Genomic DNA, 22,269 nt, shown 5'->3' with positions numbered 1-22,269 from the left:
GTCACCACCAACGGTGGTGGCCCACCGGCAACGGCGTCACGACCATCGTAGTGACCCAGCGGTAGGTACCGACCGTTGGTCGGTACCGGCAACAGGCAATGGCGGCGGCAGGACCTCTCTCCCCTGCCGCCGCCGGGGCGCGGATCGCAAGATCCGCGCCTTCTGTTTTGGCCACCGCGCCACCCCCGAGCCCCGCCCTGCGGGGCTTTTGCGTGCTGCCGGTCACGCCGTCATACGGCTGTAACAAAAACATCATTTCATAGTCGCGTCGCCGGAAAGACCGGCCCCTACCCCGCTACGGAGTGACGCATGAAACTGCACACGGCTGGCTTGACCGCCCTTTCCCTGGCCATCGCGCTGGGTCTTTCCGCCTGCAAGCCGGGCGCCGAAGGCCAGGCCACCGCGCCGGCCGCCGATGCCCCCGCTGCCGCCCCGGCCGCTGGCGACCGCCTGACCGCCGAGATCTCCGGCGCCGGCGCTTCCTTCATCTTCCCGCTGGTCTCCAAGTGGTCGGCCGACTACAACACCGCCACCGGCGCGAAGATCAACTACCAGTCGATCGGTTCCGGTGGCGGCATCGCCCAGATCAAGGCCGGCACCGTCGATTTCGGTTCCTCGGACAAGCCGCTGAGCAGCGAAGAGCTGGCCCAGGCCGGCCTGGGCCAGTTCCCGTCGGCGATCGGCGGCGTGGTCCCGGTGGTCAACATCGAGGGCCTGGAAGCGGGCAAGCTGCGCCTGAGCGGCGCGCTGCTGGCCGATATCTTCCTGGGCAAGGTCAAGACCTGGAACGACCCGGCGATCGTGGCCGCCAACCCCGGCGTCAAGCTGCCCGACGGCAAGATCACCCTGGTCCACCGTTCGGACGGCTCGGGCACCACCTTCAACTTCTCCAACTACCTGTCCAAGGTCAGCCCGGACTGGAAGGCCAAGGTCGGCGAAGGCACCTCGGTGCAGTGGCCCGACGGCGTCGGTGGCAAGGGCAACGAAGGCGTGGCCTCGTACGTGAAGCAGATCAAGGGCTCCATCGGCTACGTCGAACTGGCCTACGCGCTGCAGAACGGCATGCCGTATGCGGCCATGCAGAACGCCGCCGGCAACTGGGTGCAGCCCACCGCCGAGACCTTCGCCGCCGCCGCGGCCAGCGCCGACTGGACCAGCGCCAAGGACTTCAACCTGGTCATCACCAATGCCCCGGGCGACCAGGCATGGCCGATCACCGCCACCAATTTCATGCTGATGCACAAGCAGCCCAAGGATGCCCAGCGCAGCAAGGACACCCTGGCCTTCTTCAAGTGGGCCTTCGAAAAGGGCCAGCCGCAGGCCAACGAACTGCACTACGTGCCGCTGCCGGCGCCGCTGGTGACCCAGATCGAAGCCTACTGGGCCGCCGAGTTCAAGTGATTCATAGCGGACCCGCGCACTGCGCGGGTCCGCTGCTTCGCCCCGTGACACCGTTCTGCCAGGCATGGCCTGGCACTACCTCACCTAATCTTGGGCCCCTGCCTTTCCCATGAATGCCATCGCCCAGCCTGTACCCGCACCGTCCACGCGCGACCTGCGTGACGCCCGCAACGACCGACTGTTCCGCTGGGTGCTGATCGCCACCGTGTTCCTGGTGCTGATCGCCCTGGCCTGCGCCGCGCTCTCGATGCTGTGGGGCGGCCGCCATGCCCTGCAGGAGCAGGGTCTGAGCTTCTTCTACTCCTCCGAATGGAATCCGGTGGAAAACAAGTTCGGTGCGCTGGCGCCGATCTACGGCACCCTGGTCACCGCGCTGATCGCGATGGTCATCGCCGTGCCGGTCAGCTTCGGCATCGCCTTCTTCCTGACCGAAGTGGCACCGCGCTGGCTGCGTGGCCCGGTCGGTACCGCGATCGAACTGCTGGCCGGCATTCCCTCGATCATCTACGGCATGTGGGGCCTGTTCGTGCTGGTGCCGGTGATGACCGAATACATCACCCCGTTCCTCAACGACCACCTGGGCACCCTGCCGGTCATCGGCGTGTTGTTCCAGGGCCCGCCGCTGGGCATCGGCGTGCTTACCGCCGGCTTCGTGCTGGCGATCATGGTGATCCCGTTCATTTCCTCGGTGATGCGCGAAGTGTTCCTGACCGTGCCGACCCGCCTGAAGGAATCGGCCTACGCGCTGGGCTCGACCAAGTGGGAAGTAAGCTGGGACATCGTGCTGCCCTATACCCGCTCGGCGGTGATCGGCGGCATCTTCCTCGGCCTGGGCCGCGCCCTGGGCGAAACCATGGCGGTGGCCTTCGTGATCGGCAACAGCGTGCGCCTGTCGCCGTCGCTGCTGGAACCGGGCACCACCATCGCCGCGCTGATCGCCAACGACTTCGGCGAGGCTACCGAAACCTACCGCTCGGCGCTGCTGCTGCTCGGCTTCGTGCTGTTCATCGTGACCTTCGTGGTGCTGGCGATCGCCCGCCTGATGCTGATGCGCCTGGCCCGCAAGGAGGGCAACTGATGTCCACCGCCAACGCCCAACCACTGTACCTGCGCCGCCGCATCGTCAACGTGGTGGCCCTGGGGCTGTCCTGTCTGACCGCGCTGTTCGGCCTGTTCTTCCTGGGCTGGATCCTGCTCACGCTGGCCTCCAAGGGGCTGGCCGGCATCAACCTGGACCTGTTCACCCAGATGACCCCGCCACCGATGCAGGACGGCGGCCTGGCCAACGCCTTCTTCGGCAGCGCGGTGATGTGCGGCCTGGCCATCGCCATCGGTACACCGCTGGGGGTGCTGGCCGGCACCTGGCTGGCCGAGTACGGCAATTTCCGCAAGGCCGGCACGGTGGTCCGCTTCGTCAACGACATCCTGCTCTCGGCACCGTCGATCGTGCTGGGCCTGTTCGTCTACACCCTGTATGTGATGCAGACCGGCGGGCAGTTCTCGGCGTTCGCCGGCGCCCTGTCGCTGGCCTTCATCGTGCTGCCGGTGGTGGTGCGCACCACCGACGAGATGCTGCGCCTGGTGCCTTCGCAGATGCGTGAAGCGGCGCTGTCGCTGGGCATCCCACAGTGGAAGGTGACCGTACAGGTGCTGTACCGCAGCGCGGCTGCCGGCATCGTCACCGGCATCCTGCTGGCGCTGGCGCGCATCTCCGGCGAAACCGCCCCGCTGCTGTTCACCGCCTTCGGCAACCAGTACTGGAACAGCAATGTATTCCAGCCGATGGCCTCGGTGCCGGTGGTGATGAACCAGTTCGCCGGCAGCCCGTACGAATCCTGGCAGACGCTGGCCTGGGCCGGCGCGCTGGTGCTGACCGTGTTCGTGCTGCTGGTCAGCCTCTCCGCGCGCGGCATCCTGCTGCGCAACCGTATCTCCCATGACTGACCTTTCCGCGGACATCGCCATGAACGATCTTTCCAATGCCGTGCCGATGCAGCGCATCGTGGTCCCGGCCTCGCATGAGAGCCTGCACACCCCCGCGCCGATCAAGCTGGCCGCGCGCGGGCTGGACTTCTACTACGACAAATTCCACGCACTGAAGAACATCGCGCTGGAAATCCCCGAAAAGCGCGTCACCGCGCTGATCGGGCCGTCCGGCTGCGGCAAGTCCACCCTGCTGCGCATCTTCAACCGCATCTACGCGCTGTACCCCAAGCTGGAAGCGCGCGGTGAAGTACTGCTGGACGGCGAGAACATCCTCTCGCCGAAGTACCCGATGAACCGCCTGCGCAGCAAGGTGGGCATGGTGTTCCAGAAGCCGGTGCCGTTCCCGATGACCATCTTCGAGAACGTCGCCTACGGCATCCGCCACCACGAAAAGCTGTCCAAGGCCGAGATGACCGACCGGGTCGAGCAGGCGCTGCGCCAGGGCGCGTTGTGGGACGAGGTCAAGGACAAGCTCAACCAGAGCGCGCTGGGCCTGTCCGGCGGCCAGCAGCAGCGTCTGTGCATCGCCCGCGCCGTTGCCCTGCGCCCGGACGTGCTGCTGCTGGACGAACCGACCTCGGCACTGGACCCGATTTCCACCAGCCGCATCGAGCAGCTGGTCGAAGAGCTCAAGCACGACTACACCATCGTGATCGTCACCCACAACATGCAGCAGGCCGCGCGCGTGTCCGACTACACCGCCTTCATGTACCTGGGCGACCTGATCGAACACGACCGCACCGAAGTGATCTTCTCCCAGCCCAACAAGCAGCAGACCGAAGACTACATCACCGGCCGGTTCGGCTGATCCAGGCCGGCCTGCGCGGCGCAACAGCCGGGCGGTGATGGCCGGGCTGGACCACCCGCAGCGAGGCCGATGGCATCGCAGGCGCTCGAACCTCCGCGTTGTTCCCACCGCAGTTCAAACGATTCAGCGAGAACACCATGAATATTCCCAACGACCACATCGTCAAAAGCTACGACGAAGAACAGCAGCGGCTGGTGGCCGAAATCGTGCGGATGGGCGAGATGGCCGTCGCCCAGCTCGAAGCATCGATGGACGTCATCGAGAAGCGCGACGAGAACGCCGCCCAGCGCATCATCGCCAACGATGAAGCCATCGACAGCCTGGAACAGCAGATCAGCCACGATGTCATGCGCCTGGCGCTGCGTGGCCCGATGGCGCGCGACCTGCGCGAAATCCTGGCCGGGCTGCGCATTCCGGCCGACATCGAACGCATCGGCGACTACGCGGCCAACGTGGCCAAACGGTCAATCGCGCTGAACAAGGTTCCGCCGCTGCCGCAGATCCAGGGCCTGCGTTCGCTGGGCCGGCTGGCCGCCCAGCAGGTGCGCCGTGCCATCGACGCCTACCGCGACAACGATGCCGCCGCCGCGCTGGCACTGCGCGACGACGATGCCCGGCTGGATGCGCAGTACACCGCGCTGTTCCGCGAGCTGCTCACCTACATGATGGAAGACCCGCGCAACATCACCCCGTGCACCCATCTGCTGTTCATGGCCAAGAACCTGGAGCGGGTCGGCGACCACGCCACCAACATCGCCGAGAACGTCTGGTTCCTGGTGCATGGCGAACAGGCGCTGCCGCCGCGCGAGAAGCGCGACGAAACCAGCAGCGAACAGCTGTAAGCCACCCGCCGGGCACTGCTGGATGCTCAAGGCCGATACCGAGGTATCGGCCTTTCTTTGGTTCTTCGCCTATGTGCGGGACTACAGCCGGCCATTGTCCGGATGCATTGGCATTGGCATTGGCATTGCTGTTTCCGCTTCGCGGACAACCTCAAAAGCGTTTCGTGCCCCTGCGGGGCGCGAGTCACTTTCTGATGGCGCACATCCCTGTGCGCCCCCCTACGGGCCAGCTACGCTGTTCCACGCCGCTCCTGCTCGTGCAAGAAAGTAACCAAAGAACACGCCCCCGTCCGCTCGCCGTCGGGCTACGCCCGCCGGTGCCCTGCGCTTCTCGCGTCGGCAAGGGACGGTGCGGAACTCGCTGCGCTCGCGCCCCCAGACCAGCGGGCGCCGGTCGCTCCAACGCGTCGCCACGCGCCCATGTGTTGCCGCACATCCCTCAGCACGCTTCATGCTTGGCCCGCGCCTCTTCGCCCCCGCTGCCGCTGCGATGCTCGGCTCGCTCCAAGGGGGAGGTAGATCAAGATCAAAATCACGGGCAACAGCAACAGCTGCCCGACCACGGTCTGAGGTTGCTCCAGCTCCTGGCAACCCCATCACAGGTAGGTCCGACCCATGGTCGGACACGCATCGTCTCGGCATCACGCTGTTCGAGCGTGACTCGGACCTACGCTTTTCCATGCGTGCCAGCCATGTGTGAAGGGTTGGCGTGGGTGGGTTGGCGGGACTGTCGAAAACATGGATGTTTTCGCCAAGCCCCCAAGGATGGGTTCACGGCGTGTCCCGCCAACCCACCCGCGCCAGCCCAATCAGCGCATACGTCGGTCATTGCCTTTGATCTGAGGCTTTAGCGCGCAACTTACTCCCCCGCAAATCGGTGAAGAACCTTTTTTGGGCCTTCGCCGATTTGCAAGGGAGGCCAGCTACGGTGAAGCGCCATGGTCCGGATATGCGCTGATTGGGTGGGGCGTGGGGGCTCCCGAGACCCTCAGCGCCATGGATGGCGCTGCGGAGCCTAAGGGGGTGAAGGCGCGACGCAAACGGCCCGCCGGACGCAATCGGCCCGGTGGCACTGAATCGCAGCTGTCTCTGTCCGTCACCCCGCGCATCCTCCGCGCCCCCTGCCCGCTCTTATCCTGTGACCACGCCCGACAGGATCCCGGAGCACCCGATGCAGACCCTCTGCCAGCACGAACTTGACGCCGCCCACCGCGGCGACCGCGACGCGCTGGAACGCGTGCTGCGGCATTCGCGCCAGCACCTGCGCCGCTATGCCGAATACCACTGCGTGATCAACGATGTCGAAGACGCGGTGCAGGAAAGCCTGATCACCGTGTCGCGACGGCTGGCCGACCTGCGCCTGCTGGAATGCTTCACCTCCTGGGCGTTCCGCATCGTCAAGCGCGAGTGCAACCGGCTCAAGCGCGCCCGCTGCCACTGGCGGCACGAGGAGCTGCGTGAAGAGATCCTGCCGGCGGCCCAGCGCGAGGACCTGGACCTGCGCCGCGACTGCGCGGCCGCGCTGGAGTCGCTGCCGGCCCACTACCGCGAGGTGATCCTGCTGCGCGACCTGGAAGGCCAGTCGATCGCCGAAATGGCGCAGCAGCTGTCCACCACCCCCGAAACCATCAAGGCCAGGCTGCACCGCGCCCGTGTCATGGCACGCGAATACCTCGCCTGATGTTCCCCGCATGCCCGGCATTCGGGCATGCTCCGCTGGCACGATCCCTGGCCCACGGGCCTTTCCAAGGAGTTTCTGCATGAACAAGACCAACAAGCGCGTTTCCCTGCTGACCTGTGCCGCCCTGGCCGGCGGCCTGGGCATGGCCGGCACCGCCTCGGCGCTGTCGATGACCGATCTGGTGCAGGGCTATGCCCTGGCCGCGCAGGCCGCCCCCAAGACCGAGGCCAAGGCCGCCGAAGGCAAGTGCGGTGAAGGCAAGTGCGGCGCCGAAAAGGCCAAGGCCGGCGACACGAAGGGCGCCGAAGGCAAGTGCGGCGAAGGCAAGTGCGGTGCCGACAAGGACAAGGCCAAGACCAAGGCCGGCGACAAGAAGGGCGCCGAGGGCAAGTGCGGCGAAGGCAAGTGCGGTGCCAAGCACTGACCCGGGCGGCCGCGTGAGCGCCCCACCGCCGCTGCCTGCGGCGGCGGTGGGGCTTGGCCTGCGCCGTGCCCTGCTCGACGATCTGGAGGCCGCGCCGGCCGGCGATTTCGACTTCCTCGAATGCGCGCCGGAAAACTGGATCGGGCTGGGCGGGGCATGGGGCGAGCGGCTGCATGCATTGTCCGCACGGTATCCGCTCAGCTGCCACGGGCTGTCGCTGTCGCTGGGCGGCAGCGCCCCGCTGGACCTGGCCTTCATCGACCAGGTCGGCCGCTTCCTGCAGCAGCACCAGGTGCGGCTGTACAGCGAACACCTGAGCTACTGCAGCGACGACGGGCATCTGTACGACCTGCTGCCGCTGCCGTTCACCGACGAAGCGGTGCACCACACCGCCACCCGCATCGCCCAGGTGCAGGACCGGCTGGGGCGGCGCATCGCGGTGGAGAACGTGTCCACCTACCTGACCCCGCACCAGGCCATGAGCGAGCTGGACTTCACCTGCGCGGTGCTGGCCGAGGCCGACTGCGACCTGCTGCTGGACGTCAACAATGTCTACGTCAATGCCATCAACCACGGCTACGATCCGCAGGCTTTCATCGACGGCCTGCCGGCCGGCCGGGTCGTGTGCATGCACGTGGCCGGCCATTACGATGAGGCCGACGACCTGAAGATCGACACCCATGGCAGCCCGGTGATCGACCCGGTATGGGCGCTGCTGCGCCGCGCCTGCGCCCGCTTCGGCCCGCGCCCGACCCTGCTCGAACGCGACTTCAATTTCCCGCCCTATGCCGAACTGTGCCAGGAACTGCAGCAGGCCCGGCGCATTGTCGATGCCGCTGCGCGCGGCCAGGCGGCGGCATGAGCACGGCCCTGCAGCAGCAACAATGGGCGCTGACCCGGCATCTGCGCGATCCGCAGCACCAGCCGGCACCGCCCGGGTTGGAGCAGCGCCGCCTGCAGGTCTACCGCGAGCTGCTGTTCAACAACCTGCAGGCCCTGCTGGCCGCCACCTTCCCGGTGCTGCTGCAGGTGCTGGACCAGGACGAGTGGGACGCGCTGTGCCGGCGCTATTTCGTCCAATACCGCTGCGCCAGCCCACTGTTCACCGAGGTGGCCGGCGAATTCGTGCAGTGGCTGCAGGACCTGGACGGACTGCCGCGGCCGTTCCTGGCCGAGCTGGCGCACTACGAATGGGTGGAACAGGCCCTGCAGGGCCTGGATGCCCCCGCATTGGCCGCCCCCGCGCCCGGCGGCGATCCGTGGCGCGATACGCTGCAGCGCTCGCCGTTGGCCTGGCCGCTGGCCTACCGCTGGCCGGTGCAGCAACTGGGCCGCCAGTACCAGCCCGACAGCGCTCCGGCACAGCCGACCTTCCTGCTGGCACGGCGCGAACCGGGAGGCCACGTGGTGTTTTCCCAACTCAGCGCATTGGCCTGGCAACTGCTGGAACAGTTCGAGGAAATGCCGCCGTGCAGCGGCCACGGGCACCTGCAGCGGCTGGCCGAGCAGAACCAGCTGGACCCGCCCGCGCTGGAAGCCCCCGGCCGGGCATTGCTGGCGCAGCTGCTGGACGCTGGCGTGATTGGACCGGTTTCACCGACTGCGGCCTGAACCGGCAACCGCACCGGCGCATCCATCGGCGCCCGCGCCGGCTCTTGTCAGCACACTCCATCCGACGGTGACTCCGATGACCTTGCTGCATACCGCTGTTCCCGCCGTGCGCACCCGCCTGGACGGGCTCGGCCAGTGGCTGGCGCCACTGGGCCTGCGCCTGCTGCTGGCCTGGGAGTTCTTTGAATCGGGCCTGGAAAAATGGCGCGGCGAGAACTGGTTCGGCAGCATCCAGGACACCTTCCCGCTGCCGCTGCGTTGGTTGTCGGCCGAGGTCAACTGGCAGGCGGCCACCTGGCTGGAACTGGTGGGCGCGGTCTGCCTGCTGCTGGGCGTGGCCACCCGGGCCAGCGCGGCGATGCTGATCGGCGTGACCGTGGTGGCCACCGCCGCCGTGCATTGGCCGGCGGACTGGGCGTCGCTGGCCGGCCTGGCCGAAGGCTATGCGATCACCGACAGCGGCCAGGGCAACTTCAAGCTGCCGCTGCTGTTCATCGCGATGCTGCTGCCGTTGCTGTTCCACGGCGCCGGCCGCTGCAGCGTGGACGCGCTGTTGGCCGGACGCCGGCAGGCGCACGGCGAGCGCAGCGATCCGCTCGGCTGGGGCCTGCTGGGCCTGTTGGCGGCCGGGCCGGTGAGCTGGCTCCTGCCCGGCGCCGGGCTGGCCCTGCTGCTGCTCGGTGCGGCCCTGCTGGCCTGGGCCTGGCGCAGCGCACGCCACGCCGTGTAACCGGGCCGGGCGGGCCGCTCTGCTAAACTGCAGCGATGACTGAACCCCTCCCCCTGTCCGCCGGCATCCCGGCGGACGCCGCAGACGTGCCCTCTGCCGCCCAACGCCTGATGGCGACCCGCTTCCGCGGCTTCCTGCCGGTCGTTGTCGACGTGGAGACCGGTGGCTTCGACTGCAACCGCAACGCGCTGCTGGAAATCGCCGCGGTGCCGATCGAAATGGACGACAACGGCCTGCTCTACCCGGGCAAGACCACCAGTGCCCATGTGATCCCGGCCGAAGGCCTGGAGATCGACCCGAAGTCGCTGGAGATCACCGGCATCATCCTGGACCATCCGTTCCGTCTGGCCAAGGCCGAGAAGGACGCGCTGGACCACATCTTCGCGCCGGTGCGCGCGGCGGTGAAGAAGTACGGTTGCCAGCGCGCGATCCTGGTCGGCCACAACGCGCACTTCGACCTGGGATTCGTCAACGCCGCGGTCAACCGCGTCGGCCACAAACGCAACCCGTTCCATCCGTTCAGCGTGTTCGACACGGTCACCATGGCCGGCATCGCCTATGGCCAGACCGTGCTGGCACGCGCAGCGGCGGCCGCCGGCCTGGGCTGGGACGCGGACGAGGCGCACAGCGCGGTGTATGACACCGAGCAGACCGCCAAGCTGTTCTGCACCATCGCAAACGCATGGCCGCGGTAGGCACTTCGCCCCTACCGCCCCACATTTTGCTGCGCAAAACGCGGGCCCCGGCGCCTTACTTCCACATCCCCTGCGCCTGTCGGCGCGCCCCCCCTTGACTCAAGGGGGGCTCCTGCTCGGCTAGATCCCTCGCGCCGCATGCCACATCGTCGGCCACGGTGAACGCTCTTCGGTCCCCTGGCAGCCCTGCGCAGCCAGATTGATTGAACCCGTCGGGTTCAACCAATGCTGGTCCTGTCGCGGCCGTCGCTCTTGGCCCGGTACAGCGCCCGGTCGGCACGCTGGTAGAGCAGCATCGGGGTGCGGTCGTCGGCATCCAGTTCGACCAGGCCGGCGCTGAAGGTGACCTTCAGGCCCGGCACGCCGGCCCAGTCGGGGTGGTCGTGGAACAGGCCGCGCAGCCGCGCACAGACCTGCGCGGCCTCGTCCAGGCGGGTGTCGTTGAGCAGCAGGGTGAACTCTTCGCCGCCGGTGCGCGCCGGCATGTCCGAATCGCGGCACGCCGAGGCGATCACCCGTGCCACTTCGATCAGCACCACATCGCCGACGCTGTGGCTGTGGCAGTCGTTGACTTCTTTGAAGTGGTCGATGTCCAGCACCACCAGGCACAGCGGGTGGCCGCTGCGCTGGGAGCGGGCGAAATCGCGCGCCAGCGTTTCATCGAACGCGCGCCGGTTGGGTAACCCGGTCAAGGCATCCTCGCGCGCCTGCCGTTCGAACTGTTCGGCCTGCACCGCCAGGCGATCGGCCAGTTCGGTCTTTTCCTGGTTCAACGCCTGCAGGTTCACCGTCTGCGCCTGCAGGTCGCGGGTGGCCGCATCCACCAGCCGCGCCAGGCGGATGTTGCTGGCCTTGTAGCGATTGATCAGATAGCGGTACAGCGCGATCAGCCCGGCCAGCAACAACAGTGCCGCCACCGCCTGTACGCTGCGGCGCTGCCACAGGAACGGTTCGACGGTGAAGGACCACACCGCTTCGCTGCCGCTCCAGGTACCGCCGGGGTGCGCGGCCGAGACATGCAGGGTGTAGTCGCCCGGCGGCAGCCCGATGAACTCCACGCTGCGCTGCTGGCCGCGCTCGATCCAGCCCCGGTCCAGCCCGGCCAGCCGGGTGCGGTAGCGGATCCGCTCGGACATCAGATAGCTCAGGCCCACGTAGCTGACACTGAGCCGGCGCCCGCCGGGGATGGTGTTGTGGTTGCTGCCCTGCCAGTGCAGCGGCTTGCCGTCCACCTGCACGCTCTCGATCACCGCCGGCGGCGCCAGGCGCTCACGGAAGCGTTGCAGGCGCAGCGGGTCGACCGTGCTCAGGCCACCGGCGGTGACCACCCAGAAGGTACCGTCGTGGCGCAGGATCGCCGACGGCCCGGAACTGCCGTTGGCCTGCGAATTGGCCATGCCGTCGATTTCGTTGTAATGCTCCACTTCCACCCGCGCCCGGCGGCCATCGGCCACCTGGTCGAGCATGGCCATGTCGGTGCGCAGCACGCCGCGGTTGCTGCTGATCCAGACATTGCCGACCCGGTCGGGCACCAGCTGGAACACCGTATCCACCGGCATGCCCTGCTCCAGCCCGACCCGCGCCAGCCGGCCTTCCTCCCAGCGGTACAGGCCGCGGTCGCTGCTGACCCACATCGCATCGCCGATCTGCTGGAAGCCGAAGACACTGCGCCCGCCGCCGAGCGGGGCCAGGTCGATGGCCTGCACCCGGTCGCCGCGCAGCACCCGGATGCCTTCGATGGTGCCGATCCACAGCGCGCCCTCGGCGTCATGCGCCAGCGCGGTGATCAGCCCCCCGGGCATGCCGGCAATGGCCGGCACTTCCACCCCGTGGGCATCGATGCGGACCACGCCCTTCTGGGTGCCGGCCCAGACCGCGCCCTGGCGGTCCACGCTCATCGCGCGGATGTTGCCCCCGGGCAGGCCGTCGGACGTATCGTAGCGGCGCAGGGTGCGCCCATCCGGGGCCAGGCGGAAGATGCCGTCGCCAAAGGTGCCCACCCACATGTCGTCCTGGTGGTCCTGGGCCAGGCTCAGCACCGAGGGCGCCTTGCCGCCGCTGTTGCGCAGGACAACCGGGGTGAAGCGGCCGTCGGCGCCGCGCCGGTCCAGTCCGCTGGCACTGCCGATCCACAGCTGCCGCTGCTGGTCCTCGAACACGGTGCGGATGTAATCGCCGCTGAGGCCGTCGCGCTCGGTGTAGCTGCTGAACAGCGTTTCGCGCAGCCGGTACAGGCCGCCGTTGGCGCCGGCCCAGATGCTGCCCTCGGCATCCTCGCGCAGGCTGACCACGCGCCCGCCGGGCAGCGACAGCCCGGCCGGCAGCCGTTCCAGCCCGTGCCGCGACAGGCGCAGCAGGCCCTGGTTCTCGGTACCCAGCCACAGGTCGCCATGCCGGTCCTGCAGCATCGCGGTGATGTGCATCACCCCGGGCAGGCGGTGCTGCAGTTGCGGCACGCCATCGACCATGCGGTAGATGCGCTCGCCGGCGACGATCCACACCACCCCATCCGGGGCACGATACGGCCACACCAGGCCGCGGCCCAGGCCAAAGCTTTCCGGGGCGCGGCGCAGCACGCCATCGTTGTCGCGCAGCACCAAGCCATCCAGGGTGCCGACCCAGACCCGGTCCTGCGCATCGACCACCAGCTTGGTGAAACTCATCGCCATCGGTACGTCGGCCGGCGGCGGCAGGTAGGTGAAACGACCGTCCACGTCCAGGCTGCCGATGCCCTTGCCTTCATACAACAGCCACAGCCGGCCGTGGCTGTCCATCTGCATGGCCTGGATCAGCACCTGCGGATTGTCCGGCTGGTGCCCGAACACCTTCCACACCCCATCCGGCCCGCGCCGGGTCACATTGCCGCGCGAATCGCTGATCCACAACGCGCCGTCGCGGTCCACCAGCAGCGCGCCCACGCCGTTGTCGCGCAGGCCCGGCCGGGTACCGCGGTCGTAGACGGTGAAATCCAGCCCGTTGTAGCGCACCAGCCCTTCCCAGGTGGCAAACCACAGGTGGCCTTCCGGGGTCTGGGCGATGTCGCGCAGCGAGTTGTGCGGCAGGCCATTGCGCGAGGTCCACACGTCGATGGCGTAGTCGCGCAGCGGCGGCGGGCCGTCGTGGGCCCAGACCGGCCACGGCAGCGCGCACAGCAGGCACGCCCACAGCCACAGCGCGCCAAGGCGCTGGATGCTGTACCGCGCTGCCGGCCGCCACCGGATGCCGCGCCCCCCAGGACTCATCCGTCCGGACCTGCCGCAGAAGGCACGCGGCAGCGCGCGATGGGCGGCGCGGCAGCAGGGGGGCGGGCGACGAACAGGGGCGAGCTCATGCAGAAAAAAGCTGGCGAAGTTGCCCATAGTAGGCAAATCCGCATGCGCTGTGTCGTGAAAACTCAGCCCGGGCGGCTGCCCGGCGCGCGCAACGTGGCCGGCCAGCGCACCACCGCTTCCAGCCCGCCCAGCGGATGGTTGCGCAGCTGCAGCCGCGCCCCATCCTTCTCGGCCAGGGCGCGGGCGATGGTCAGCCCCAGTCCGGCGCCGCCGGTATCGCGCGAACGCGAACCCTCCAGCCGCACGAACGGATCGAACACCGCCTCCAGCTCGTCCTCGGCCAGCCCCGGCCCCTTGTCGCGGATGCGCACCACCACCTCCTCGGCGGTCTGGTCCACGCTGACCCGCGCCGCGCGGCCATAGCTGACCGCATTGTCGACCAGATTGGAGAACAGGCGGTGCATGGCCAGCGGGCGCAGCATCAGCACCGCCCCGCTGGGCTGGTCGAAGCGTACGTCGGCGCCGGCTTCGGCGGCATCTTCGACGATGCTCTCCAACAACGAATCCAGGTCCAGCGCGGCGCGCTGTTCGGCGCTCTCGGCGCTGCGAGCCAGTTCCAGGCCCTCGCGGATCAGCGCCTGCATCGCGCCCAGGTCGCCGACCAGGCGCTCGCGCAGGGCTTCGTCGGCGACGTTTTCCAGGCGCAGGCGCAGCCGGGTCACCGGGGTCTGCAGGTCGTGGGTGATCGCCGCCAGCATCTGGGTGCGTTCGCCCAGGTGCCGCTGCAGGCGCTTCTGCATGGCATTGAACGCTTCGGCGGCGCGCTGCACTTCCAGCGGGCCGGTCACCGGCATCGGCGCGCCCTGCAGGTCATCGCCCAGCGCGGCGGCGGCCGCGGCCAGCCGCTGCAGCGGCGCGCTGGCCATGCGCGCCACCACATAGGCCAGCACCGCGATGGCCAGCACCAGCAGGGTCAGGAACAGCGGGTCCACCGCCAGCACGCCGTTGTGCGCCACCGCCGGCGAATCCAGCGCCAGCTGCAGCGCGGTGCCGTCGCTGAGCTGCACGCTGACCATGCGGCACTTGGGCGGGATGAAGGCCGGGTCGCGCTCGCGCGGCGGGCCGTTGCGCGGTTTGTCGCGGTGCGGGAACTCGGGCAACCGCGGCAGGCAGGAACGGAACGAGGTGAAAGCCACCCTGCTGCGCGCCACCGGGCCGGGACGGTCGTCCAGGACTTCCATCAAGGCCAGGTCGGCGCGGCCCACGCGGGCGCCTTCGGGCAGCCGGCGCACGCTGGGGCCGCCGCTGTCGAGCAGGCGCTCGCGCAGTTCCGGGTTGCCGTCGAGCATGTTGACGAACCCTTGCAGGCGGTCGGCGATGCGGTTGAGGTTCTGCCGTTCGAACTCCTGCTGGCGCTTGGCGCTGGCCAGCATGGTCGCGCCGATCGCCGCCACGCTCATGCCCAGCAGCAGGATCACGAACAGCCGCCCCACCATCGAGGCGAAGAACCGCTGCAGCCGCTTCATTCCAGGGTCACCGCGGTGGCCAGCACATAGCCTTCGTTGCGCACGGTCTTGATCAGGCCGTCGCTGCCGCCGTCGTCGGCCAGCTTGTTGCGCAGCCGGCTGACCTGCAGGTCGATGGCGCGGTCCTGCGATTCATAGCTGCGGCCGCTGCTCAGCGCCACCAGCTGTTCGCGCGAGAGCACCTTGTTGGCGTGCCCGACGAACACCCGCAGCAGCCGGAACTCGGCGCCGGACAACACCACCACGCGGCCATCGGGATCGAGCAGGTGGCGGTGTTCCAGGTCGAAGATCCAGTGCGAGAAGCGCGCCCGGCGGATCGCCAGCGGTTCCAGGTTGGCCGGCAGCGCCTCGGTCCGGCGCAGCACGTTGCGGATCCGCGCCAGCAGTTCGCGTGGCTCGAACGGCTTGCCCAGGTAATCGTCGGCGCCCATTTCCAGGCCCAGCACGCGGTCGATCGGCTCGCTGCGCGCGGTCAGCATGATCACCGGCGTGCTTGAGCGCGCGCGCAGGTCGCGGCACAGGGTCAGGCCATCTTCGCGCGGCAGGTTGAGGTCGAGCACGATCAGGTCCACATGTTCGCGCTCCAGCAGCTGGCGCATGCCGGTGCCGTCGCTGGCGGTGCTGACCTGGTAACCGGCGCGGCCGAGTTGTTCGGCCAGCAGCTGGCGGATGTCATGGTCGTCGTCGACGATCAGCAATCGATGCATCGGGGTGTTGGTCTCCATGCGGTGATGATCCCTTGTCCGGACCTGAACCGCATCCTCTGGTTTGCGTACGCATGTTTCAGAATCAGCGCCGGATACGTGGTGAAACGTGGTGCAGTGCACAGGGTTACAACTTGATACAGAGCAAGCGTTGAGTGACTAGCCGGCGGTCTTCACAATGCTGACAACGCCGTACCCGCGGCCCGCCGAGTAGACGATCATCGTGAAGCCCCGCCTGCCTACCACCCGCCGCGGCCGTGTGCTGCTGTTGATCGCCGTGTTCGTGGTGCTGGCCGCGATTGTCGCATGGTCCCTGCGCAAGCCGGCCGCCCCGGCCCTGGCCACCAGCCCGGTCAGCCGCGGCGACATCGCCCAGACCGTGGAGGCCACCGGGGTGATCGACGCCTACAAACTGGTCAGCGTGGGCGCGCAGGCCTCCGGCCAGGTCAAGTCGCTGAAGGTGCAGCTGGGCGATACCGTCAAGGAAGGCGACCTGATCGCCGAGATCGATGCCACCACCCAGCGCAACCAGGTGCTCAACGCCGAGGCCGCGCTGGACAACATCCGCGCCCAGCGCGCGGTGCAGCAGGCCAGTCTGCGCGAGGCCGAACTGGAATTCGCCCGCCAGCAGCAGATGCTGGCCGCCGAGGCCACCTCACGCGCGGAGTACGACGCCGCCGATGCCAGGTTGAAGACCGCCCGCGCCCAGATCCAGTCCTATGAAGCGCAGATCAAGGGCCGCCAGACCGAACTGGACACCGCCCGCGCCAACCTGGCCTATACCCGCATCACCGCGCCGATGGACGGCACCGTGGTGGCGGTGGTGACCGAGGAAGGCCGCACCGTCAACGCCAACCAGACCGCCCCGACCATCGTGATGCTGGCGCGGCTGGACCTGGTCACGGTCAACGCCGAAGTCTCCGAAGCGGACGTCAGCAAGATCAGGGCCGGCATGCCGGTGTACTTCACCACCCTGGGCGACCCGGACCGCAAATATCACGCCACCCTGCGCCAGATCAATCCGGCGCCGGCGTCGATCACCAAGAAGGACTCCAGCTCCGACGATTCCAGCAGCACCACCGCGATCTACTACAACGCGCTGTTCGATGTGGAAAACCCCGACGGCAGCCTGCGCATCGACATGACCGCCCAGGTCTCGGTGCTGCTCAGGCAGGCCAAGGGCGTGCTGACCATCCCGGCGGTGGCGCTGGGGCCCAGGACCGGAGATGGCCGGTACATGGTGCGGGTGGCCGACAAGGACGGCATGCCGGTGCCGCGCAAGGTGAAGGTGGGGATCAACAACGGCGCCAGCGCCGAGGTGCTCGACGGCTTGCAGGAGGGCGACAAGGTGGTGGTCGGCGAGGGCGGCGCGGCAACCACGACCGGTGGCGGCCGCGGCGGTACGCAGATCCGCATGGGCGGCGCGGGCATGGCGACGCGTCGATGAACCCGACCTCGCCCTCCGCAGGCGCGCCGCTGCTGCGATTGCGCGACCTGCGCCGCGAATTCCCGGCCGGCGAGGACACCATCGCGGTGCTGCGCGATATCAACCTGGACATCGCCGCCGGCGAGATCGTGGCCATCGTCGGCCAGTCCGGGTCGGGCAAGTCGACCCTGATGAACATCCTCGGCTGCCTGGACCGGCCCACCCGCGGCAGTTACCAGGTCGCCGGCCGCGAGACCGGCAGCATGCTGCCCGACCAGCTGGCCGAGCTGCGCCGCGAGCATTTCGGCTTCATCTTCCAGCGTTACCACCTGCTTGGCGACCTGGACGCGCGCGGCAACGTGGAAGTGCCGGCGGTCTACGCCGGCAGCCCCGGGCCGGTGCGCAGCGCGCGCGCGACGCAGCTGCTGCAGCGGCTGGGCCTGGGCGACCGCCTGCAGCACAAGCCCGGCCAGCTCTCCGGTGGCCAGCAGCAGCGCGTGTCGATCGCCCGTGCACTGATGAACGGTGGCGAAGTGATCCTGGCCGACGAGCCCACCGGCGCGCTGGATACCAAGTCCGGCGAAGAGGTGATGGGCATCCTCGGCGAGCTGCATGCCGAAGGCCACACCATCATCATCGTCACCCACGACATGTCCGTGGCCAGCCACGCCCAGCGCATCATCGAAATCCGCGACGGGGAGATCATCGCCGACCGCGCCAACCCCGATGCACCGCACTACCGCGCCCAGCGCCAGCCCAGCGTGGCCGCCGGCAAGGGCCACAGTTGGCGGGCCGCGCGCGACCGCTTCACCGAAGCGTTCCGGATGGCGCTGCTGGCGATGAACGCACACCGCCTGCGCACCTTCCTGACCATGCTCGGCATCATCATCGGCATCGCCTCGGTGGTGTCGGTGGTGGCGATGGGCAACGGATCCCAGCAGCAGATCCTGCAGAACATCAGCGCGCTGGGCACCAACACCATCGATGTGTATCCCGGCCGGGGCTTCGGCGACATGCGCTCGGCCCGCGTGCAGACGCTCAAGGCCAGCGACGCCGATGCGTTGGGCCGGCAGAGCTATGTGGACAGCGCCACCCCCAGCGTGTCCTCCTCGGTGACCGCCCGCTACCGCAACCAGTCGGCCACCGCCCAGGTCAGCGGCGTGGGCGAGCAGTTCTTCCGGGTCAAGGGCGTTACCCTCAGCGCCGGCAGCTTCTTCGACCGCGACGCGGTCAAGGGCCTGGCCCAGGTGGCGGTGATCGATGAGAACACCCGCAGCCAGTTCTTCCCCAACGGCGACAACCCGATCGGCCAGGTGATCCTGCTCGGCAACGTGCCGCTGCGGGTGATCGGCGTCGCGCAGCGGCAGAGCTTTGGTTTCGGTGGCAGCACCAACCTGAGCGTGTGGGTGCCCTACACCACGGTGATGTCGCGCATGCTCGGCCAGAGCCACGTGTCCAGCATCACCGTGCGGGTGGACGACCACACGCCGATGGACGCCGCCCAGGCGGCGATTTCCAGGCTGCTGGTCATGCGCCACGGCAGCGAGGACTTCTTCCTCAGCAACAGTGCCGAGATCCGCCAGACCATCGAGCAGACCACGCGCACCATGACCCTGCTGATCAGTGCGATCGCCGCGATCGCCCTGCTGGTCGGCGGCATCGGGGTGATGAACATCATGCTGGTGTCGGTGACCGAACGTACCCGCGAGATCGGCGTGCGCATGGCCGTCGGCGCGCGCCAGAGCGACATCCGCCAGCAGTTCCTGATCGAAGCGGTGCTGGTCTGCCTGCTCGGTGGTTTGCTCGGCGTGGGCCTGTCGCTGGTGGTGGGCTGGCTGTTCGGCAAGTTCGCGCCCGACTTCACCCTGCTGTTCTCCACCGCCTCGATCGTGGCGGCCTTCGCCTGCTCCAGCCTGATCGGCGTGGCGTTCGGCTTTCTTCCGGCACGCAACGCCGCCCAACTTGATCCCGTGGAGGCGCTGGCGCGCGAATGATGAACCGTATGTCCCCGATCACCCGTTTGCTCCTGCAGGCCCGTCCCCTGGCCCTGGCCTGCACCACCGCCCTGGCCCTGTCGGCCTGCGTCAGCGCCGGCGGTTACGCGGTGGATGCACCGGCCGTGCCGGCCAGCTACGGCCGTGGCGATGCGGCGCGCAATGTCCCCACCGACGCCGTGGACACCCTGCCGCATGCCGGCGCCGCCGACGTGCGCGACGACCGCTGGTGGACCCGGTTCGGCGACCCCGGCCTGGACCGGGTCATCGACCGTGCACTGGCCGCCAACACCGACTTGGCCTCGGCAGGCCTGGCCGTGCAGCGCGCGCGCCTGCAGGCCGGGCTGGCCGGCAACGCGCTGTGGCCGCAGCCCTCCGGCAGCGTCGGCGGCGGTGCCAGCCGCCCGCTCGATCACGGCGCGGACTGGAACCGCAACAGTTCGGCCGGCGTATCGCTGCAGTGGGAAATCGACCTGTGGGGCCGGCTGCGCACCCAGCGCGACATCGCCGGCTGGGAAGCCCTGGCACGCACCGAAGACCTGCAGAACACCGCATTGCTGGTGATCGGCGATGTCGCCACGCAGTACTGGACGCTGGCCTTCCTCAACCAGTCCATCGCCGCCGGGCAAGCCAACCTGGACCGCCTGCAGCGCACCCGGCAGCTGGTGCAGGCGCGCTTCGATGCCGGCGCGGTATCGCGGCTGGACGTGCGCCAGGCCACGCAGAGCCTGGAGGCGCAGCGGGCAGCGCAGAGTGCGCTGGAACAGCAGCGCGTGGCCAGCCGCAACGCGCTGACCGTATTGCTGGACGGGGTGCCGCTGGCGCTGGCCGACGAACCCCAACAGTTGCGCGGCAATGCCCCGCCGGCGATCGCCGAAGGCCTGCCGGCCGACCTGCTCGGGCGTCGCCCGGACCTGCGCGCGGCCGAACTGCGGTTGCGCAACAGCCTCAAGAGCATCCAGGTCACCGCGCGCCAGTATTACCCGGCACTGAGCCTGACCGGAGGCGTCGGCACCGGCGCCACATCGCTGTCGGAGGTGCTGAAGAACCCGGTCGCCACGCTGGGGGCCGGGTTGTCGCTGCCGTTCCTCAACATCGCCCAGGCCCGGTTGAACACCCGCCTGGCCGGCACCGATTACCAGATCGCCGCCAACGACTTCCGCCGCACGTTGTACACCGCGCTGTCGGAAGTGGACAACGCGCTGTCGGCGCGCACCCAGTTCATCGCCCAGGTGGCGGCCTCGCAGGCGTCCTATGAGCAGGCGGTGGAGATCGAACGGATGTACGAAGTGCGCTACCGGGTCGGCGCCACCGACCTGCGCACCTGGCTGGAAGCGCAGCAGACCCGCCGCGACGCCGAACTGGCGCTGGCGTCGGTGAAACAGAGGCAGCTGATCAACGATGTGACGTTGTTCAAGGCGTTGGGGGGGAACGCGGGCTGATCTCGCTCCCGACGCAGGTAGAGCCACGCCATGCGTGGCTGCTTCTGGATCTCCGGCGCCGCTCAGCCACGCGTGGCGTGGCTCTACCCCGGGCCTGTGCGCGGCTTACAGCCCGCGCTGACGCACCGCTTCAAACAAGCTCACGCCGGTGGCGACCGAGACGTTCAGGCTCTCGATATCGCCCGGCATCGGAATCTTGACCAGGCCGTCGCAGTTTTCGCGGGTCAGCCGGCGCAGGCCGTCGGCTTCGCCACCCAGCACCAGCGCCACGTTGCCCTTCAGGTCGATCGCATACAGCGATTCGGTCGCTTCGCCGGCCAGGCCGTAGATCCACACGCCCAGCTTCTGCAGGTCCTTCAGGCAGCGCGACAGGTTGGTCACCGCCACCACCGGAATCCGGTCGGCCGCACCGGCCGAGGTCTTGCGCACGGTGGCGTTCACCGTGGCCGACTTGTCCTTGGGAATGATCACCGCCGTGGCCCCGGCCGCGGCCGCGCTGCGCAGGCAGGCACCGAGGTTGTGCGGATCCTGCACTTCGTCCAGGACCAGCAGCAGGGCCTTGCCTTCGGCGGCCTCGACCAGGCCTTCCAGTTCATTCTCGCTGTAGGTGCGCGCGGCCTGGTAGCGCGCAGCCACGCCTTGGTGCCGCACCGAACCGCCCACGCCGTCCAGCGCCTGGGTGTTCACCTTGCGCACGTCGATGCCCTTGCGCCGCGCCTGCTCCTCGATCTCGGTCAGACGCGGATTCTTGGCGCCGGCCTCGATCAGGACCTCGCGGACGTTCTCGGCATCGTTCTCGATCGAAGAGGCGACGGCGTTGACGCCGACGATCCACTGGCTTTGCTTGCTCATTGCGGGGGCACGACCGGTACAGGGGGTGGTAATGGTAGAGCATCAAGGCCCGCCCCGCCCCGCCGGGCGTTCACGCCCTGCCCTGCAGCACTGCCAGCGGCAGGATCGGGCCTGGTCCACGGCCATTGCCACGCCCGGCAACCCATTGCCCCGGCAGCGGCCGATACCGGTAGGGTCGGATCCCAATCGACTGCTGTTGCCGCTGCCGCGCCCGGTAACGCATTGTCCCGGCCGAAGACGGCCTTGCATTGCAGCGGCTGCAGCAACCCGCAGCGTCGACCAGGGCCATGCCCCATCGCACCGATCACCGTCCACGGCAGTCGACCGGGGGCGACCCTAGCGGGGCGGCCAGTGTTCGGTGTCGTGGTCGGGGTGCTGGTACGACACCAGGCCCTGCAGCAAGGCCATCTCCGGGTCGTCGGCGTCGTCGATTACCTGCAATGCGCCCAAGGCGTCGACGAACGGCAGTTTGGTCCGGGTGCCGTACTGCACGGTGGGCGGCAGGCGCACCGGTTGATCGAAGGCACCGGCCGCCACCGCCATCCCGTCGGGCGCCTCATAGGTCAACGGGGTGCCGCAGTCGGCGCAGAAACCGCGTTGGACCAAGTTGGAGGAGGCGAACCGACGCGGCTGGCCGCGGGTCCAGGTGAATTCAACCTGGCGCACCGAGACCAGGGGCGCGTAATAGGCGCCGAAGGCCTTCTGGCACATCCGGCAATGGCAGATCGAGCAGTCGGTGAGTTCGCCGCGGACGTGGAAACGCACCGCGCCGCATTGGCAACCGCCGCTGTATTCGGGGATGAGGCTCATGTGTCGGTCCTCACGTGGAGTACCGACCAACGGTCGGTACCTACCGAAGGAAGGCGGCCTGCGGC

At 68.5% G+C, this 22,269-nt stretch carries 19 protein-coding genes; 14 read left to right on the top strand and 5 right to left on the bottom strand.

Going from position 1 to position 22,269, the window contains the following annotated elements:
* The first annotated feature begins 309 nt into the window (after positions 1–309).
* The 11 genes from pstS to rnt all read left to right on the top strand — a co-directional run bounded on the left by pstS (position 310) and on the right by rnt (position 10,178).
* Positions 310–1,401 (top strand): phosphate ABC transporter substrate-binding protein PstS, encoded by a 1,092-nt coding sequence (pstS, locus tag AC3ITM_RS06725; protein WP_489269321.1) that lies wholly within the window; start codon positions 310–312, stop codon positions 1,399–1,401.
* A 109-nt stretch (positions 1,402–1,510) separates the two neighbouring features.
* Positions 1,511–2,479 carry a phosphate ABC transporter permease subunit PstC gene (gene pstC, locus AC3ITM_RS06720; RefSeq protein ID WP_489269319.1) on the top strand — a complete coding sequence of 323 codons (969 nt, stop codon included), beginning with the start codon at positions 1,511–1,513 and terminating at the stop codon, positions 2,477–2,479.
* The gene (gene pstA / locus AC3ITM_RS06715) at positions 2,479–3,345 is read left to right on the top strand and encodes a phosphate ABC transporter permease PstA (protein WP_228886558.1); all 867 of its coding nucleotides are present in this window, start codon (positions 2,479–2,481) and stop codon (positions 3,343–3,345) included. Before pstC ends, pstA begins: the two co-directional genes overlap by 1 nt.
* A gap of 19 nt (positions 3,346–3,364) precedes the next feature.
* Entirely contained in the window at positions 3,365–4,195 is an 831-nt protein-coding gene (pstB, locus tag AC3ITM_RS06710; RefSeq protein ID WP_489270047.1) for a phosphate ABC transporter ATP-binding protein PstB, read from the top strand.
* A 137-nt stretch (positions 4,196–4,332) separates the two neighbouring features.
* Positions 4,333–5,037: a phosphate signaling complex protein PhoU gene (gene phoU, locus AC3ITM_RS06705; RefSeq protein ID WP_489269317.1), complete on the top strand. Its 705-nt coding sequence runs from the start codon at positions 4,333–4,335 to the stop codon at positions 5,035–5,037.
* Positions 5,038–6,208: 1,171 nt separating this feature from the next.
* A complete protein-coding gene (locus AC3ITM_RS06700) occupies positions 6,209–6,718 on the top strand; it encodes an RNA polymerase sigma factor (RefSeq protein ID WP_489269315.1) in 510 nt (169 codons plus the stop codon).
* A 79-nt stretch (positions 6,719–6,797) separates the two neighbouring features.
* Positions 6,798–7,142: an HvfA family oxazolone/thioamide-modified RiPP metallophore gene (locus AC3ITM_RS06695; RefSeq protein WP_489269313.1), complete on the top strand. Its 345-nt coding sequence runs from the start codon at positions 6,798–6,800 to the stop codon at positions 7,140–7,142.
* Entirely contained in the window at positions 7,129–8,004 is an 876-nt protein-coding gene (locus AC3ITM_RS06690; RefSeq protein ID WP_489269311.1) for an HvfB family MNIO-type RiPP peptide maturase, read from the top strand. The genes AC3ITM_RS06695 and AC3ITM_RS06690 overlap by 14 nt, the downstream gene beginning before the upstream one ends.
* A complete protein-coding gene (locus AC3ITM_RS06685; RefSeq protein WP_489269309.1) occupies positions 8,001–8,753 on the top strand; it encodes an HvfC family RiPP maturation protein in 753 nt (250 codons plus the stop codon). The genes AC3ITM_RS06690 and AC3ITM_RS06685 overlap by 4 nt, the downstream gene beginning before the upstream one ends.
* Positions 8,754–8,829: 76 nt before the next feature.
* On the top strand, positions 8,830–9,483 hold the full coding sequence (locus tag AC3ITM_RS06680) for an HvfX family Cu-binding RiPP maturation protein (protein WP_489269307.1): 654 nt from the start codon (positions 8,830–8,832) through the stop codon (positions 9,481–9,483).
* Positions 9,484–9,593: 110 nt separating this feature from the next.
* Entirely contained in the window at positions 9,594–10,178 is a 585-nt protein-coding gene (rnt, locus tag AC3ITM_RS06675) for a ribonuclease T (RefSeq protein ID WP_228886610.1), read from the top strand.
* A gap of 218 nt (positions 10,179–10,396) precedes the next feature.
* Here rnt and AC3ITM_RS06670 read toward each other — a convergent pair whose 3' ends face one another.
* The 3 genes from AC3ITM_RS06670 to AC3ITM_RS06660 form a co-directional block, all read right to left on the bottom strand.
* Entirely contained in the window at positions 10,397–13,420 is a 3,024-nt protein-coding gene (locus tag AC3ITM_RS06670) for a two-component regulator propeller domain-containing protein (RefSeq protein ID WP_489269305.1), read from the bottom strand.
* A 152-nt stretch (positions 13,421–13,572) separates the two neighbouring features.
* Complete coding sequence (locus AC3ITM_RS06665; RefSeq protein ID WP_489269303.1) at positions 13,573–14,976, bottom strand: ATP-binding protein; 1,404 nt, start codon at positions 14,974–14,976, stop codon at positions 13,573–13,575.
* The gene (locus AC3ITM_RS06660) at positions 14,973–15,701 is read right to left on the bottom strand and encodes a response regulator (RefSeq protein WP_489269301.1); all 729 of its coding nucleotides are present in this window, start codon (positions 15,699–15,701) and stop codon (positions 14,973–14,975) included. The genes AC3ITM_RS06665 and AC3ITM_RS06660 overlap by 4 nt, the downstream gene beginning before the upstream one ends.
* A 202-nt stretch (positions 15,702–15,903) precedes the next feature.
* Between AC3ITM_RS06660 and AC3ITM_RS06655 the strand changes: the two genes are divergently transcribed.
* Genes AC3ITM_RS06655 through AC3ITM_RS06645 form a run of 3 tightly spaced genes read left to right on the top strand, consistent with a single transcriptional unit; the run spans position 15,904 to position 20,542 of the window.
* A complete protein-coding gene (locus AC3ITM_RS06655; RefSeq protein ID WP_489269299.1) occupies positions 15,904–17,127 on the top strand; it encodes an efflux RND transporter periplasmic adaptor subunit in 1,224 nt (407 codons plus the stop codon).
* Entirely contained in the window at positions 17,124–19,100 is a 1,977-nt protein-coding gene (locus AC3ITM_RS06650) for a MacB family efflux pump subunit (protein ID WP_489269297.1), read from the top strand. The genes AC3ITM_RS06655 and AC3ITM_RS06650 overlap by 4 nt, the downstream gene beginning before the upstream one ends.
* Positions 19,101–19,108: 8 nt before the next feature.
* On the top strand, positions 19,109–20,542 hold the full coding sequence (locus AC3ITM_RS06645) for an efflux transporter outer membrane subunit (RefSeq protein ID WP_489269295.1): 1,434 nt from the start codon (positions 19,109–19,111) through the stop codon (positions 20,540–20,542).
* A gap of 105 nt (positions 20,543–20,647) precedes the next feature.
* Here AC3ITM_RS06645 and rlmB read toward each other — a convergent pair whose 3' ends face one another.
* Both rlmB and AC3ITM_RS06635 read right to left on the bottom strand, forming a co-directional pair.
* Entirely contained in the window at positions 20,648–21,394 is a 747-nt protein-coding gene (gene rlmB / locus AC3ITM_RS06640) for a 23S rRNA (guanosine(2251)-2'-O)-methyltransferase RlmB (RefSeq protein ID WP_228886542.1), read from the bottom strand.
* A gap of 336 nt (positions 21,395–21,730) precedes the next feature.
* Positions 21,731–22,204: a GFA family protein gene (locus tag AC3ITM_RS06635; RefSeq protein WP_489269293.1), complete on the bottom strand. Its 474-nt coding sequence runs from the start codon at positions 22,202–22,204 to the stop codon at positions 21,731–21,733.
* Between the last annotated feature and the right edge of the window lie 65 nt (positions 22,205–22,269).

This window comes from Stenotrophomonas sp. KH_029 (assembly GCF_057839765.1).
Note: the sequence above shows the minus strand (reverse complement) of the source record. Positions and strands in the feature narration are given on the sequence as shown.

What these genes read in the sequence shown, in the direction of transcription:
- pstS (WP_489269321.1), top strand. Translation starts at nt 310, where the DNA reads ATGAAACTGCACACGGCTGGCTTGACCGCCCTTTCCCTGGCCATCGCG.
- pstC (WP_489269319.1), top strand. Translation starts at nt 1,511, where the DNA reads ATGAATGCCATCGCCCAGCCTGTACCCGCACCGTCCACGCGCGACCTG.
- pstA (WP_228886558.1), top strand. Translation starts at nt 2,479, where the DNA reads ATGTCCACCGCCAACGCCCAACCACTGTACCTGCGCCGCCGCATCGTC.
- pstB (WP_489270047.1), top strand. Translation starts at nt 3,365, where the DNA reads ATGAACGATCTTTCCAATGCCGTGCCGATGCAGCGCATCGTGGTCCCG.
- phoU (WP_489269317.1), top strand. Translation starts at nt 4,333, where the DNA reads ATGAATATTCCCAACGACCACATCGTCAAAAGCTACGACGAAGAACAG.
- AC3ITM_RS06700 (WP_489269315.1), top strand. Translation starts at nt 6,209, where the DNA reads ATGCAGACCCTCTGCCAGCACGAACTTGACGCCGCCCACCGCGGCGAC.
- AC3ITM_RS06695 (WP_489269313.1), top strand. Translation starts at nt 6,798, where the DNA reads ATGAACAAGACCAACAAGCGCGTTTCCCTGCTGACCTGTGCCGCCCTG.
- AC3ITM_RS06685 (WP_489269309.1), top strand. Translation starts at nt 8,001, where the DNA reads ATGAGCACGGCCCTGCAGCAGCAACAATGGGCGCTGACCCGGCATCTG.
- AC3ITM_RS06680 (WP_489269307.1), top strand. Translation starts at nt 8,830, where the DNA reads ATGACCTTGCTGCATACCGCTGTTCCCGCCGTGCGCACCCGCCTGGAC.
- rnt (WP_228886610.1), top strand. Translation starts at nt 9,594, where the DNA reads ATGGCGACCCGCTTCCGCGGCTTCCTGCCGGTCGTTGTCGACGTGGAG.
- AC3ITM_RS06670 (WP_489269305.1), bottom strand. Translation starts at nt 13,420, where the DNA reads ATGAGTCCTGGGGGGCGCGGCATCCGGTGGCGGCCGGCAGCGCGGTAC.
- AC3ITM_RS06665 (WP_489269303.1), bottom strand. Translation starts at nt 14,976, where the DNA reads ATGAAGCGGCTGCAGCGGTTCTTCGCCTCGATGGTGGGGCGGCTGTTC.
- AC3ITM_RS06660 (WP_489269301.1), bottom strand. Translation starts at nt 15,701, where the DNA reads ATGGAGACCAACACCCCGATGCATCGATTGCTGATCGTCGACGACGAC.
- AC3ITM_RS06650 (WP_489269297.1), top strand. Translation starts at nt 17,124, where the DNA reads ATGAACCCGACCTCGCCCTCCGCAGGCGCGCCGCTGCTGCGATTGCGC.
- AC3ITM_RS06645 (WP_489269295.1), top strand. Translation starts at nt 19,109, where the DNA reads ATGTCCCCGATCACCCGTTTGCTCCTGCAGGCCCGTCCCCTGGCCCTG.
- rlmB (WP_228886542.1), bottom strand. Translation starts at nt 21,394, where the DNA reads ATGAGCAAGCAAAGCCAGTGGATCGTCGGCGTCAACGCCGTCGCCTCT.
- AC3ITM_RS06635 (WP_489269293.1), bottom strand. Translation starts at nt 22,204, where the DNA reads ATGAGCCTCATCCCCGAATACAGCGGCGGTTGCCAATGCGGCGCGGTG.